Raw genomic sequence first — 13,943 nt, forward strand, 5'->3', positions numbered from 1 at the left:
CGCTCTTTATTTCCTTATGTAAATACTTGAACGATTCAATTAAGTTCTTATGTTTTTATTAGCCTTTTAAAGTTTAGCATTAATGCCGTAACTTTTATACTATTTCTCACCGTTTTAATCGTAAAGTAAAACTCGAAATATAATTGTAACATTGTATAAAACGCGACATTTTTCTACAAAACCTTTATATACAGCTAGAAAATGACGTTTTCATCTCCAAGTAGTCCATTTCACCTTGGTGTTTTGTAATCTTTTTGTAATATAAAAAAGGTAGGAGAATCATCCCCTACCTACTATTTCATTGAACGTAAAGCTTGAATGGACAGCCGTACTAATAATATCGCACATAGAAATAACCCTAGATATGCGGCCGTATTCAAATACACTGCATATGGCTCATGTATAAATTGAGAAATGGCTAACAACGCAACAGAAATGATTCCAAATGTAATGCCGACAAGTAATAAGACAAAACGGGAAAATAGCTGAGTAATGAACCGTGCATTGTGGTCATCTGAAAAAATATCATGATGCAATATAATTTTTCCACTTTCTACTCGTTGAATTAGCTGATCGATACGCCTTGGCATTTTTCGTAAAGTAGGTATTAACATGGACAGTTCTTCCTGTATACGCTCTTTTGTTTCTAACGGTTCTTTAAACGGTCTTAAAAATGCAGCTCGCATATAAGATGCCGAAAAATCCTTCGCTTCTGTAAAAATATCAAATTGTGAATCAATTACACGCAATGTTCCATCTAGTGTTACTAATGATCGAAGCGCCAAACCAACAGAAGGATAAAACGCAAGACTAAAATCCCGTACCACTGTAAATAACGAATGAATTAGTTCTTCGGTAGGGATACGATCAACATAGGATATTTTCAGCAAGATTTGATCCATAGCCTGCTCCACCCTAGCACGTTCCGCATGTTCTTTATTTTCTACGAGTAGCATTAAGCCATCATATAAAATACCTGAATCATTTTGTTGAATACCTAGTAAAAATAGCTTTAACCCTTCTTGCTGTGTAGCACCTAGACGTCCAACCGCTCCGAAGTCTAGCAGAATTGGGACTCCATCGGTCTCATCAATATAAACGTTCCCTGGATGTGGATCGGCATGAAATATCCCTGAAAATAACATTTGTTCAAAAAAGGAATACAAAATTGTTCGTGCAAATTGGCTACGATCAATGTTTAGTCGTCGAAATTCAGATGCCCCTTCCGCCACACTTTTACCACGAACGTATTCCATAACAATAATGTCTTCATCACAAAACTCTGTATATATTTTAGGGATGCGCACTTTATAATCGCTTTTAGCAAGAGCATTTGTTACCTGTAGTGTATTACGTACCTCGATATCTAAATGAATTTCTTCCCTTAACCCATCAGCAAATCCACCAGCTAATTCTCGAAAGCCTAGCGACTCTGCCCAAGTAGATTTGTTGGAAAACCAATTTGCAAATTCCTCTAAAATATCAAGGTCATCACGCATAATTCCCTTTACCTCAGGACGCAGTAGCTTCACCACAACTTCTTCGTAATTTTTCAGTCGTGCCTTATGTACTTGTCCAATAGAGGCTGCTGCTAATGGCTCCATTTGAAAGTGAATAAAGACATCATCTACTGACCTTGGTAAGGAAGTTTCTAAAATCTTTGTCACCTGCTCATGCGGCAAAGGTTTTACACTTTGCTGTAGATGTTCTAGCTCATCAATGATAATTGGAGAAAATAATTCTTTACGCGTAGATAGTACTTGCCCGAATTTGACGAAAATCCCGCCGCATTGCTCTAACGTTGTTCTTAAGGCAATGGCAAGCTCCTTTTCATTTTCTCGTTGCCTCGCATATTTAATCGTTTGGACAATCCCATTCGTCACTGCAATTTTTAACACCTGACGTAATCGCTTCTGCTGACGCCAGTAGCTACGCAATCTCAATAAAATTGATTTTTGCCCATGACGGCGCTCTCCACCTTTAATACCAATCGGATCAAAAAGTTCGAAAACGAGGTAGAGCAGCATGGAGATAAGGAGCATACTACCTATCCAAATAAGGGTGCTTACTTCCGTAACGGTTTGCATCATCGTTTCCGATAAAAAATCTCGATGGCGTAAGTAGGAATACCAATATACAAAGGACGTAAGCGTAACACTAATAACAACAGAGAGCACTCTGCGTACAAAATTTATATTAGAACCTATTAACCGTCCGCTAACAAAATAAATAATTCCTGCAACAAAAATAATTTGAATTAGTAACTTCAAATAAACCAACAAGTGCCACCTCCCGCTGTTTTTCCTAATACTGCTAGTATAACAAATTCATGAACGAACTTTCCTTTACTAGCCACTAACGACAACAAGAGGTTTTACAGAAACATATCTTCATCAGTTCAAGTCATTCCATTAGCACCTTTTATCTAGTATGTACTCTCCTACAGCGAAAAAATCCACTCCGCTTTCCATGGGTACATTGTAAGACACAACAACTCGTGTGTTCCCAAAGAAGTCTTCGTGGATTTTTAAATTGCAAAATTGTTTGAGTGACTGGCACTTGTTAGTTCGTAGAGAGCACTTGCTCCCAATCAATTGTGCCATTTTTCACTTGTTCGCGTTTTTCTTTGTTCATTAAGTCGTTAGGACGACCACCTTTAGGCCAGTCTTTATCGTGGTTGGCCCACTCTGGACGATCTTGCGATAAAATGTAAGCAGCTAAATCAGCAGCATCTTGATCTGATAACGTACCACCCGCTCCAACTGGCATATTGTTTTGAATGTAGCCAGCCATTTTAGACATACGTGCCATGCCCGCTCCATCATTAAAGGAATTTTCGCCCCATAATGCAGGACCTGTAGTTGCACCCGTTCCAGAACCATCAGCAGCGTGACAAGCAATACAAGATTGCGCATACAGTTCTTCACCATGTGCTACATCTGGAATAGGGACGCTTTTCATATTACTTGTGCCAGCCCATTCACGCTCTGCACCAACAGGCACGCCTTGTGAAATATAAGCAAAATAGGCTACCATCGCTTCAAGCTCGTCACTATTCATTTCAAATTTTTTACCGTTCATACTTCGCACCATACAACCATTAATGCGCTCTTCAATCGTTACAATGCCTCCAGAACGAGCAATATATTGTGGATAATTAGCTGTGACACCAACTAGAGAAGAAGCTTGTTCATCATACCCTGCACCTGCATGACAGCTTGTGCAAGATAGCTGATTTCCTACGTATTCATCTGCCGCAACATGCGTATTACTTACCAGTTCATAACCATATAAAATCGCTTCTTTCATCGGTCCATCCGGTACTTCTTCGATACTTGGCGGAGCGTAAACGATTTTTTGTGAATTTGCCGTCGTTGGTATTTGTGTTTTAACCGCCGCTTCGTTCGTCTCACCATTGGCGTCACCTAATATTTTGTCACTAATGGCTGCTCCAACAAAAAGAGTAGCAGCTATTAAGATTGTTCCTGCTATACCAGTTGTCATTTTCTTCATCACTAATACCCCCTTTGTATGTTAATTTTATTCTAGCAAGATAATATATGGCAGGATGTGATTTTTCTCACACTTCGCAATTTTAGAACCATAAAGCCGATAAAAATGGAATTAATATACATAAAAATTTGTACTATAACAACAGAAACAATGCTTAATACCCCTTGTAGTTTCCACTTTTATCTGCTAACACGATTAAATAAAAAACCAACGGCTTGCTTTGTAGCATATTGTTCGGTAGGAATAACGCTAGCGTAGAGGCGACTCTCCTGTTCAGAACGCAAGCAGAGGGTTGTGGCTTACTGTGCTGAGCGGAAAGCGCCGCCGTAGCGGACAACTTCGGCATAGCAAAAAAAGTGTTAGATTGACCTCAGTCAATCTAACACTTTTTCACTTTTGTGCAATAGCGTATGATGATGCACTTATAATTTACATGCACCATCCGCACAAGAAGCATCACCGTTACCAACCATATTTAAAGTAGGTTTAATACCAGCAATTTCCGCAGCTTGATGCAATGTACGTACGAATACTTCATTCGGCTCAGCACCTTTAATACCGTAACGATTTTCAAAAACAAAGAATGGCACGCTTTGTACCCCAATCTGTTGCGCATCGTAGCGATCTTTATCTAACTCTTCCTTAAAAGCTTCATTTGTATTCAATACTTGTTGTGCTTCGGCAACATCTAAGCCTAACTCTTTAATAACCGCTAGCAACATGGCATCATCATTTAAGTCTTTACCTTCCATTAAATAAGCAGCCATTAACGCTTCTATATAAGCGGCTTCTTTCCCAAATTGCTTCGTCCATTTTGCCAAGCGGTGGGCTTTCTCTGTATGCACTTTTTTCATCTCAGCAAATTGATATGTGAGCCCAACTTCCTTTGCTCGTTCAGTAATACCAATTGTCATTTGTTCAGCTTCTTCAAGCGTTACGTTTTGCTGAGCCATAAAATGTTCATAAAAACTTTGCCCCGTCTCTTTCGGTGCAGTAGGATCAATTTGATAGGATTTGTACTCTATCTCTACTTGATCAGTATATCCAGCCTCTTTTATTGCTTGTTCTAACTCTCTTTTCCCTATATAACAAAATGGGCATGAGAAGTCAGAAAACACTTCAATTTTCATTGTTATCCTCCTATAAAATATCCATCCAAATTTTAATAGCCGTTGCTAGAATCAAGACAGCTAATATCCCTTGTAATACTTTCGTATTCAAACTTTTCCCTGCTTTTGCTCCTAATGGCGCTGCTATTAAACTTGCCACAATCATGATGGCTGCTGGATAATAATCCACTTGCCCCGTCATTAGCTTTCCTATTGTTCCCCCAATGGAAGAGATAAAAGTAATGGCTAAACTTGTAGCAATCGTCATACGCGTTGGAATTCTTAGTACAACAAGCATAATCGGTACAAGTAGGAAACCACCTGCTGCTCCTACGATACCAGAACCAATACCGACTATGAATGCTAAAATTACCGCTACGGGCTTATTAAAAGTAACATCATTCATTGGCTTATCGTCAATTTGCTTTTTAGGAATAAACATCATAATTGCCGCTATAAGCGCCAAAATCCCATAAACTATATTAACGCCTGCCTCCGATAAATATTGGGAACCAAAGCTACCGACAAAGCTACCTGCTAAAATTGCCCCACCCATATAAATAATCAGGGATTTGTTTAGATAGCCACCTTTACGATATGCCCATACCCCTGCAATCGAAGCGAAAAACACTTGTACAGCACTAATACCTGATACTTCATGTGCTGTGAATGCAGTAAATCCTAGTAAAGGTGGAATATATAATAGCATTGGATATTTAATAATCGAGCCTCCAATACCAAGCATACCTGAAATATAAGATCCTACAAAGCCGATTAAAAATATCGTAATAACCCATGTTATATCCATCTATTTTTCCTTCTTTCAAGTCGTTTACACCTTGTTCCTTAACGCAAAAGCTAAGTTCACCAAGGCTATTACTGCATTCGGCAAAATGCATTGTAGAATGAAGTGGAAAGGTGAGTGTCCTGCTTGAACACTCACCCGTCTCATTACGCTTTTTGAATAAAGAATGTAATGACGCCAGCGTCTTCCGATTTATCTAAAATCGTGTGACCACCTGCATTTGCCCATGCAGGGATATCCGCTAAAGCCCCTTTATCTGTTACTTGTACTTCCAAAATCTCACCTGAAGCTAGTGTATCCATCGCCTTTTTTGTTTTTACGATCGGCATTGGACAAGATAAACCTTTTGCATCTAATTGTAAATTTGAGTTCATGTTAATCTCCTTTTAAATTGTTTGTAAATTGTTTGGGTGACTGGCACTTATCTTACTGCACAGCGGTTCGGGCCAATCTCCATTTCAGTTTGTTCCTCTATAGCTGGCGTTATTTTCCCCATATTCACTTGACGAATTTCTTGATATGCATTTGGTTGTGGTGGTAAGTTATCTGTAACAATACTGCGGAATGTTTCAGCATCTTCAATGTTTAAACCATGATTTTCAGCAAATAACTCCCCTAAACGTTTTGCCACAGTACCATCTTCATTTAGCTCATCAATAATCATAAAATGAGCAGGTAGAACAATTAAATCGTCCGATAATTCACGGTAACGTTTATAAAGTGTTTCACGTAAATCACCAACCCAGTCTTCTGCAAGTCCTGCTAAATCAGGACGACCAATTGAATCAATAAATAAGATGTCCCCTGTTAATAAATATTTGTTATCTACAACAAACGACGTTGAGCCAATTGTATGACCTGGTGAATAAAGTGCACCTACATCAATTTTCGAAGCCCCAATTTGCACCACATTGCCATCTACTAATGGCGTATAATCAAATACAACCTCTTCTGCATCTTTTGGTGGTAAATAATATGTTGCACCTGTTTGTGCTGCAATATGGCGTCCACCTGAGATATGATCCGCATGCAAATGTGTATCAAAAACATGTTTAATTTGAACGTTTTTCTCTTTTGCAAAGTTTGTAAATACATCCGTGAAGCGTACAGCGTCAATAATTGCTGCTTCGCCTTCAGAAATAACCATATAAGATAGACAGCCTTTACCTAAACGAACGAATTGGTAAAGCTCACCACCACCTGTTAAATCGCCTACTTTAATCGGTTCTAAATATTCACTCCACGTTTTCATACCGCCCTCTAAATAGGCAACAGTACGTCCAGCATCAGATAGCATCTCTGCCACCATCATTGAAGATCCTTCCTTTGCACAAACGACTAATACATCTTTGTCCGTAGGGATTTTAGGTAAAATTTCTTCGACACCATCTAATAGCTCAAAATACGGAATATTAAGGTATTCAAATTTGTGTCCATCGATTTTCCAATCTTCAAATGCATCTGTATTACGTACATCTAAAATAAATAATTCTTTGTTTTCGATTACTTTTTTCGCTACTTCTGCAGCGCTCCATTTTAATACTGACACTCCATTTACCCCCCAAGGTATTATTTCGTTGATTTTTTTAGCGGAAAGGACATGCCTCTCCGCTTATTGTTATCTTCTAGTCAAAATCCAATGCACTACTGAATATATTCAGCATTCGGTTATCACTCATGATAAGCCGTCTACATCTGTTGCAACTTAATTAGAACGTTAATGATGGTGCTGCATCTTTAGCGAATTCTAAGAATGTTACAGCTCCCCCAACCTCAATACCTTCTACAAAATCTTCTACTGTTAAGCCCATTACATCCATTGTCATTTGACACGCAATAAATTTAACACCTAATTCTTGTGCCATTTCTACTAATTGCGGAATTGCAGGTACATTTGCTTTCGCAAAACCTTCTGCAAAATGTTCTGTACCAGCAGGCATTGGTAAAGCATTCATGCCTTGCTTATGAATTAAATTTAATCCTTCGAATGTGAAAAAGATTGCTACTTCCTTGTCAGAAGCTGCCGCTGCTGTTGCGATATTGAACACCTTATACGCATCAAAAAGACCACCGTTACTTGCAATAATTGCTACTTTGTTTGACATAATAAATTCCTCCAATTTAAATAGTTTTAATTAATTCGCCCGTCCAAGATGTCATACCTGGTAAGACGTTAAATACTTTTGTAAAGCCATTTGCTACTAGCTTTTGTGCAGCTAAATCACTGCGAGCACCTGTACGACAAATCACATAAATTTCACGATCTTTATCGAGTTCAGAAAGACGCTCTTCAAGCTCACCCATCGGAATGGATTTTGCCCCTTCAATGTGACCGAATGCGAACTCCGCTTCTTCACGCACATCGAGGATAAGTCCATCTCTTCCTACGATTTGTTCTAACTCAATTGTGGACTCAAACGTTTTTTCATCAGCTGACTCCTGCGCGCATTTACGAATGTAATGCTTAAGCACAGTATCTTCTTCCACTGTCCCGATATACTGATGCCCTACAGACTCAGCCCAAGCTGCGATATCGGCTTTTGAACCTTTATCTGTAGCTGAAACTTCTAAAATTTGACCATCCGCTAATTCAGCCATTGCCTTTTTCGTTTTTACGATTGGCATCGGGCAGGATAGCCCTTTGGCATCTAGTTGAAAATCTGCCTTAATACTCATAACTTCCTCCTTATACCTATAAGGGTATTATTTTTGCTAAAAAAATATAGAATAGGGTATACCCTCACTATAGACTATTACTGTACTTCGCCTTCCCATGCAAGCATGCCACCAACCATATTTGTTACATCAAAGCCTTGGCTTTCTAAAAATTGTGTAGCACGACCACTGCGAGCACCTGATCGACAAACGATAATATATGGTTCATTTTTATTTAACTCGTGCATGCGAAACTCAAGTAAGCCAAGTGGCATATTCATCATTCCAGGAATATGTCCAGCCTGCACTTCGTCCACTTCACGAACGTCGATTATTTTTAACATCTGTCCATCTGCTAAAGCTTGTTGTACTTCTTTTGCTGAAATTTCCTTCACAATAGTTTCCTCCTAATAGGCGCTCATGCCACCACGGACATTTGTTACGCGCTCATATCCTAGTTTTTTCAATTGCTTACACGCCTGACTACTACGCATACCACTCTGACAAATAACGACAACTTCTTTATCCTTCGGTATTTTATCAAAGCTAGAGCCTAACGGAATATTTTTGAATTGCGGGATGTTGCGACCTTTGTATTCAGCTGGCGTTCGCACATCGATGAATACTTTATCTTTATCATTCAGCACATTTTTTAATTGAGCTGTTGATATGGACTGCACTCCTTTTGCTGGCTTCATACGCCAAACTAAAAACCCAATTACAATAGCGATCATAATCCATGCTTCCAAGTATCACTACCTCCTATCTATATACTATAAAGGGTATAATAAATTTATCTACTTTTTACGACCAAATCCATCGCTTCTTGGATGGCACTATTCATTTTCTCTGAATCCCCATCAGCAGTCGCAACACAATTCAGCAAGTTCTCACTGACAATAACACCTATCGTCCGATCAACTGCAGAACGCACGGCAGATAGCTGTGTAATCACATCTTTACAGCTTTGTTCTTCTTCCATCATGCGTAAAATCCCACGCAATTGGCCTTCCATTCGTTTTACACGATTTGCTGTTTTAGCATCGTACGCCATTATGTGTACGCCTCCCTTCGAATTAAGTGATTCATCTTGCTTACGTGTTTTATAATATACCCCATTAGGTATAATGTCAACATGAAAGATCTATTTTTTTCTTAAAGCGCTTTACATATAGATTTCATAACGCATGACATAAAAAAAACTCTGTTACAAGTGCGTAAAATGCAGCTTATAACAGAGTTCATTATAATTTTAGTTTGCTAATTGCATGGCAGGTCCAAAGAATTCATAGTGAATTTTTTCATCTTTAATACCAATTTCATGGAGATTTTTAATAACTGCCTCCATAAAACCAACAGGACCACAGATATAAACGTCCGTATTATGTGGAATCTGTTCAGCCAATAGTTCTTTCGTCAATAACTTATCCTCATCCGAATAAAGGGCTGTGTAGGATGCATTCGGAAGAGTATTTACTTTAGCTTTTATGTCATCACTAAATGCTACTACTTTTTCATTACGTGCACATTGGATAAAATGCACTTCATTCACTGCATCATCCTTTAAAGATTGTAGCATACTGTTTAATGGTGTTACGCCGATTCCTCCACTAACAAATGTAATTGGAGCTGCAGTTTCTTCTAATACAAATAAACCTGCTGGCACACTTACATCTACTAAATCTCCAACTTGTAACACATCGTGAATAAAGTTAGATACTTTACCATTTGGTGTATGATCGCTTTCACGTTTTACTGAAATACGGTAGCCATCCTCAGCACTCGCTTGTGAAAGTGTATATTGGCGGTTTAATAAATATTCTTCCCCTGGTACTTTGACACGAATGCTAATATATTGCCCTGGTTCATATGCCGGAAGTGGCGATCCATCTTCATTCACAAAGTAAATAGAAGTAACAAGGTCACTTTCAACTTCTTTTTTAGCTACTTTCAGTGGTTTAAACAAACGCCATCCACCATTATTTTCAGCTTTTTGATAAAGATCTTCTTCTACCTGAATGAAAACATCCGCAATAACGCCATATGCTTCAGCCCATGCGTTGATAATATCATCTGTTGCCGCGTCACCAAGCACTTCTTTAATTGCTTTTAGTAGATGTTCCCCTACAATCGGGTAATGCTCTGGTAAAATTCCTAAACTACGATGTTTATGAGCAATTAACATAACGGCTGGTAAAATCGCTTCTAAATTTTCAATATGAACTGCTGCTGCATACACGGTATTTGCTAATGCGGTTTGTTGACGGCCTTTTTCTTGGTTTGTGTGGTTAAAAATATTCAATAATTCTGGATGAGCTTGAAACATATTTTTATAAAACGTCTTAGTAATTTCTACCCCATGAACTTCTAATACGGGCACTGTTGCTTTAATAATTTGTACTGTTTCTTGTTTTAACATATCGCATACCATCCTTTCGTGATTACAATATAACGCTTACAATTCATTAAAGCAATATATAAAATACATCTTTAACAAAATAGACAAATTTGATGTATTTGAAATACATGTTTTAAAAAAGTACTGATTTACAATAATTTAAGGTAAAAATGCTATAATTATTGAAGTGAATTACAGAAAGTAGGGTGTTCCAATGCGATTAACTTTATACACAGATTACTCCCTTCGAACACTCATTTATCTAGGTGCGAAGGAAGACGGTCAACTATCAACCATTCAAGAAATTTCAGATGCCTATAATATATCAAAAAACCATTTAATGAAGGTGACACACCAATTAGGACTGCTTGGTTACATCGAAACGATTCGCGGTCGAGGTGGCGGTATCCGTTTAGCAATCGATCCAAAGTCCATTACGATTGGTGAAATTGTACGCCATACAGAAGAAGATTTTCATCTTGTTGAGTGTTTCGACAAAGAAAACAACTTGTGTAAAATTGCACCTGAATGCCAGTTAAAAGGTGTCCTCTATGAGGCATTACAAGCATATATGGCTGTCCTTGATCGCTATTCTCTTGACGATTTTTTACACTCCAAAGAAAAGTTAATGGCCTTGTTATTTGGTAAATAAAAATACCCGCTCAACAATTGTTGGTCGGGTATTTCTTTATTACAGCCTTATTCTAGACATTGCCTGTTATAATGCTTTTGAAAAGACAATCATATCTAATGCTCGTATGCCATTTTCATAAATGGGTTCAGGATACTTACTGAAAAAATTCTTTTCGATGGTATCCATCCTGAAGCCTGATTTTTGATAAAACGCAATATTGTCAATACTAGAATTTGCTGTGCCTACTAAAATATTTTCATATCCTTGTCCTTTACAAAGGGCAAAAATTTTGTTCAAAGCTTCCTTCCCAATGCCTTTGCCCTGAAATGCTTCCACAACCGCTATATTTTTCAACTCAATTGTTGCATCAGACTGTGGAATAAGCAAGGCTGTACCTGCCAATTTTTCACCGCATTTAATGGTGTAAAGTTCACCATCATTCATATATTGGCGAACGGTCATTTCACTTTCATCCGCTAGTAATAAATATGGTAAGTAACTTTCACGGCTACCTTCCACTTTTTCTATTGTTGTATAATAACGTACAAAATCCACACGTTCAAAAACGTTTAATACGCAAGGTTGCTTTTCCTTTACTTCTAACCAAGAATGTTCCTGCGGAAACTCTTTTTCTACACCTAGACGAATAAAAGGCAATTTTTCCTGTGCCTTTTGTGAGCGAATATTGATCTTTCTAGCTCCTGCGAAAACGCGTTCAAGCCCTAAATCAAAAAAAGCAATTTCTAAAATGGCCTTTTTCGCTTCCTCATTGTAGCCTTTTCCCCAAAACTCATATCCTAGCCATGACCCTATGTGACAACACTTATTTATATGGTCTATAAACATCAATGCTGTGACACCAATGAGTCGACCTTCCTCATTTAGCACAACACGAGGAACAGTCTTTCCTTCTTCCTCGTCTACACATTCACGTTTGATAAAATTAATGGTATCTTCCACTTTCCCAGCAGGTAACCCAAGCGCATCCCGAACCTGTGGCATTGAAGACAATGCATGCATTGCTTCAGCATATTTTATGTCATGCTTTACTAAAGTTACTGCCATATTCTTTTCTCCTTTTACGTATTTAGGTTTTACTATGCCAAACATGCATTGGACTTTTTGCTATATCCTCTACTGGCATATGAATCATGCGAAACACACGCTCTTCATTAATTTTCTGCAAATCTGCATAAACCTCACTTGAGCGACTTAAACCAACTGCCATTGCATCAGCTAGTGAATTAGCATAATAAGCCTTGTCGACACCCGCCATTGCCATTGCACCGAAGCACATCGGACAAGGTGCCCCACTTGCATACATAACCGTGCCTCGCAAATCGATAGAACCGAGTTTTTCTTGTGCACGTCTTAAGGCAAGTAGCTCAGCATGACCTGTACTATCCGGTCGCAAATGCAGTTCATTGACACCTTCCCCAATGATTTCATCGCCCTTTACCAAGACAGCTCCAAATGGCTGACCGCCTTGTGCTATATTTTGAAGAGCAAGCTCTACTGCTCGCTCCATCCATTGATTCATATATACTCCCCCTGATATTTAATTATACGTAAGTTGCCACGATACACCGAAACGATCCTGAATCCAAGCAAACTGCTTAGAGAACCCATAGTTATTTAAGGGCATTAACGCTTGTCCACCATCCACTATTTGTGCAACTAAACTTTCGATTTCTTCTATCGTCTCACACGTCAAAAAGATGGAAATTGCAGGGGTAAAGGAAAAAGCATGCTTGATTGAACTGTCATTCATCATAATTTTCAGACCTTTTAAATCGATTTCAGCCATTGCAACCTGTTGTGTGTCCTCCACATAAGTCAAGTTTTCAATTGTTAACTCTGGGAACCATTGCTTATATTGCAAAATAGCTTCATGCGCTTGTCCTTGGAACATTAAAAATGTAGTAGCACTTTTCATATATTCAACTCTCCCTCATATCTATTAACCCATTGTGCAGGGGTCATTTTGGAAACAAGTTCTCCAATTAAATCATATGGAATATTTTTTGTACTCGTAAAACGAATACAGCTTTTCCCCATATTTAGCTTAGTTGGTACACGCTTTGCATACTCCTCTTGAAACCAAGATAATAAAGCATTATCTGCATAAATACCCATATGGTAAACTGCTATATGTCGCTTTTGCGCTGCTAAGCTAATAAATGGTAGTGGTGTATTAGGTGTTACATGATAACCTTTAGGATATGACGATAACGGCACTACATAACTAATCATGTCGTAAGTCATTGTTTGTTCAAAGCCATCAGGAATATTCGTTGCTACTACGTCCGCAAGCTTTGCAAAGCTATCTCGCCATTTTTCATCTACTTGTTCGATATATGCATGCATGAAATTCCCCCACTTTTCAATATTTTGCTTCTAGAATGAATTAAAAATATTCCTTAATAGTAGTATGAAGATTATTAGTTGGCAATAGTGACAGTGTCATTGCTACAACAATCGACAAAAGTTTTACAGCATATAGCTTTTACCCCGAGAACCTTATGCTCAACCCTTTGCCTTCCGGTTGTGTTCTTTCGTATAAAACTAGCCCTTGTGATTTCATGCATCTCCGCTAAACGAGCTAGCTGTGACTCTTGTTTTTTCGCACTCTAAATGTATCGTGCCCAATCTTTTTGATATCCTGACGTTTTCGCGTCTTAAACAGCAACATCATTTGGATTTTCTATCAGTATAGCGCGTAATAAAGGGACCATACATTCATAGTCGCTTACACATTAGCTACTTGCTGTTTTAATGCTAACAATAAAAATGTATCAACCAATGACATAAGTCTTAATTTACCCTAAA

Annotated in this window: 17 protein-coding genes; 1 reads left to right on the forward strand and 16 read right to left on the reverse strand. The window is 38.3% G+C overall.

Annotated elements, in window-relative coordinates; all coding sequences use genetic code 11:
* Positions 1-293 precede the first annotated feature (293 nt).
* The 12 genes from I5435_RS21280 to hmpA form a co-directional block, all read right to left on the reverse strand.
* The gene (locus I5435_RS21280; protein ID WP_337982932.1) at positions 294-2,279 is read right to left on the reverse strand and encodes an ABC1 kinase family protein; all 1,986 of its coding nucleotides are present in this window, start codon (positions 2,277-2,279) and stop codon (positions 294-296) included.
* Positions 2,280-2,562: 283 nt separating this feature from the next.
* Complete coding sequence (locus tag I5435_RS21285) at positions 2,563-3,513, reverse strand: c-type cytochrome (RefSeq protein ID WP_025220748.1); 951 nt, start codon at positions 3,511-3,513, stop codon at positions 2,563-2,565.
* A 422-nt stretch (positions 3,514-3,935) separates the two neighbouring features.
* On the reverse strand, positions 3,936-4,643 hold the full coding sequence (locus I5435_RS21290) for a DsbA family oxidoreductase (protein ID WP_025220749.1): 708 nt from the start codon (positions 4,641-4,643) through the stop codon (positions 3,936-3,938).
* 10 nt (positions 4,644-4,653) lie between these two features.
* On the reverse strand, positions 4,654-5,430 hold the full coding sequence (locus I5435_RS21295) for a sulfite exporter TauE/SafE family protein (RefSeq protein ID WP_024364582.1): 777 nt from the start codon (positions 5,428-5,430) through the stop codon (positions 4,654-4,656).
* Positions 5,431-5,573: 143 nt separating this feature from the next.
* Complete coding sequence (locus I5435_RS21300) at positions 5,574-5,801, reverse strand: sulfurtransferase TusA family protein (RefSeq protein ID WP_024364583.1); 228 nt, start codon at positions 5,799-5,801, stop codon at positions 5,574-5,576.
* Between the two features lie 47 nt (positions 5,802-5,848).
* Positions 5,849-6,976 (reverse strand): MBL fold metallo-hydrolase, encoded by a 1,128-nt coding sequence (locus I5435_RS21305; RefSeq protein WP_025220750.1) that lies wholly within the window; start codon positions 6,974-6,976, stop codon positions 5,849-5,851.
* Positions 6,977-7,136: 160 nt separating this feature from the next.
* Complete coding sequence (locus I5435_RS21310) at positions 7,137-7,532, reverse strand: DsrE/DsrF/DrsH-like family protein (protein ID WP_024364585.1); 396 nt, start codon at positions 7,530-7,532, stop codon at positions 7,137-7,139.
* Between the two features lie 16 nt (positions 7,533-7,548).
* Entirely contained in the window at positions 7,549-8,103 is a 555-nt protein-coding gene (locus I5435_RS21315; protein WP_038509995.1) for a sulfurtransferase TusA family protein, read from the reverse strand.
* A 77-nt stretch (positions 8,104-8,180) separates the two neighbouring features.
* Positions 8,181-8,477, reverse strand: a complete 297-nt coding sequence (locus I5435_RS21320; RefSeq protein WP_024364587.1) for a rhodanese-like domain-containing protein — start codon at positions 8,475-8,477, stop codon at positions 8,181-8,183.
* Between the two features lie 12 nt (positions 8,478-8,489).
* A complete protein-coding gene (locus I5435_RS21325; protein ID WP_024364588.1) occupies positions 8,490-8,831 on the reverse strand; it encodes a rhodanese-like domain-containing protein in 342 nt (113 codons plus the stop codon).
* Positions 8,832-8,875: 44 nt separating this feature from the next.
* A complete protein-coding gene (locus I5435_RS21330) occupies positions 8,876-9,136 on the reverse strand; it encodes a metal-sensitive transcriptional regulator (protein ID WP_024364589.1) in 261 nt (86 codons plus the stop codon).
* 198 nt (positions 9,137-9,334) lie between these two features.
* The gene (gene hmpA, locus I5435_RS21335) at positions 9,335-10,501 is read right to left on the reverse strand and encodes an NO-inducible flavohemoprotein (RefSeq protein ID WP_337982933.1); all 1,167 of its coding nucleotides are present in this window, start codon (positions 10,499-10,501) and stop codon (positions 9,335-9,337) included.
* Between the two features lie 193 nt (positions 10,502-10,694).
* Between hmpA and I5435_RS21340 the strand changes: the two genes are divergently transcribed.
* On the forward strand, positions 10,695-11,132 hold the full coding sequence (locus tag I5435_RS21340; RefSeq protein WP_024364591.1) for an RrF2 family transcriptional regulator: 438 nt from the start codon (positions 10,695-10,697) through the stop codon (positions 11,130-11,132).
* Between the two features lie 66 nt (positions 11,133-11,198).
* On the opposite strand, the gene I5435_RS21345 is transcribed toward I5435_RS21340, so the two are convergent.
* From I5435_RS21345 to I5435_RS21360, 4 genes are read right to left on the reverse strand one after another with little or no spacing between them, the layout of a single operon-like run.
* Positions 11,199-12,179, reverse strand: a complete 981-nt coding sequence (locus tag I5435_RS21345) for a GNAT family N-acetyltransferase (protein WP_025220754.1) — start codon at positions 12,177-12,179, stop codon at positions 11,199-11,201.
* Between the two features lie 22 nt (positions 12,180-12,201).
* Positions 12,202-12,654: a nucleoside deaminase gene (locus I5435_RS21350; RefSeq protein WP_024364593.1), complete on the reverse strand. Its 453-nt coding sequence runs from the start codon at positions 12,652-12,654 to the stop codon at positions 12,202-12,204.
* A gap of 18 nt (positions 12,655-12,672) precedes the next feature.
* A complete protein-coding gene (locus tag I5435_RS21355) occupies positions 12,673-13,050 on the reverse strand; it encodes a VOC family protein (RefSeq protein WP_024364594.1) in 378 nt (125 codons plus the stop codon).
* Positions 13,047-13,481, reverse strand: a complete 435-nt coding sequence (locus I5435_RS21360; protein WP_024364595.1) for a DUF1801 domain-containing protein — start codon at positions 13,479-13,481, stop codon at positions 13,047-13,049. Before I5435_RS21360 ends, I5435_RS21355 begins: the two co-directional genes overlap by 4 nt.
* Positions 13,482-13,943 lie beyond the last annotated feature (462 nt).

Source organism: Lysinibacillus sp. C5.1 (assembly GCF_016350185.1).
In the GTDB taxonomy this organism is placed as follows: domain Bacteria; phylum Bacillota; class Bacilli; order Bacillales_A; family Planococcaceae; genus Lysinibacillus; species Lysinibacillus sphaericus.

Bases quoted from the DNA above. Each gene is read 5' to 3' on its own strand.
- I5435_RS21285 (WP_025220748.1), bottom strand. From the start codon at position 3,513: ATGAAGAAAATGACAACTGGTATAGCAGGAACAATCTTAATAGCTGCT.
- I5435_RS21290 (WP_025220749.1), bottom strand. From the start codon at position 4,643: ATGAAAATTGAAGTGTTTTCTGACTTCTCATGCCCATTTTGTTATATA.
- I5435_RS21295 (WP_024364582.1), bottom strand. From the start codon at position 5,430: ATGGATATAACATGGGTTATTACGATATTTTTAATCGGCTTTGTAGGA.
- I5435_RS21300 (WP_024364583.1), bottom strand. From the start codon at position 5,801: ATGAACTCAAATTTACAATTAGATGCAAAAGGTTTATCTTGTCCAATG.
- I5435_RS21310 (WP_024364585.1), bottom strand. From the start codon at position 7,532: ATGTCAAACAAAGTAGCAATTATTGCAAGTAACGGTGGTCTTTTTGAT.
- I5435_RS21315 (WP_038509995.1), bottom strand. From the start codon at position 8,103: ATGAGTATTAAGGCAGATTTTCAACTAGATGCCAAAGGGCTATCCTGC.
- I5435_RS21330 (WP_024364589.1), bottom strand. From the start codon at position 9,136: ATGGCGTACGATGCTAAAACAGCAAATCGTGTAAAACGAATGGAAGGC.
- hmpA (WP_337982933.1), bottom strand. From the start codon at position 10,501: ATGTTAAAACAAGAAACAGTACAAATTATTAAAGCAACAGTGCCCGTA.
- I5435_RS21340 (WP_024364591.1), top strand. From the start codon at position 10,695: ATGCGATTAACTTTATACACAGATTACTCCCTTCGAACACTCATTTAT.
- I5435_RS21345 (WP_025220754.1), bottom strand. From the start codon at position 12,179: ATGGCAGTAACTTTAGTAAAGCATGACATAAAATATGCTGAAGCAATG.
- I5435_RS21350 (WP_024364593.1), bottom strand. From the start codon at position 12,654: ATGAATCAATGGATGGAGCGAGCAGTAGAGCTTGCTCTTCAAAATATA.
- I5435_RS21355 (WP_024364594.1), bottom strand. From the start codon at position 13,050: ATGAAAAGTGCTACTACATTTTTAATGTTCCAAGGACAAGCGCATGAA.
- I5435_RS21360 (WP_024364595.1), bottom strand. From the start codon at position 13,481: ATGCATGCATATATCGAACAAGTAGATGAAAAATGGCGAGATAGCTTT.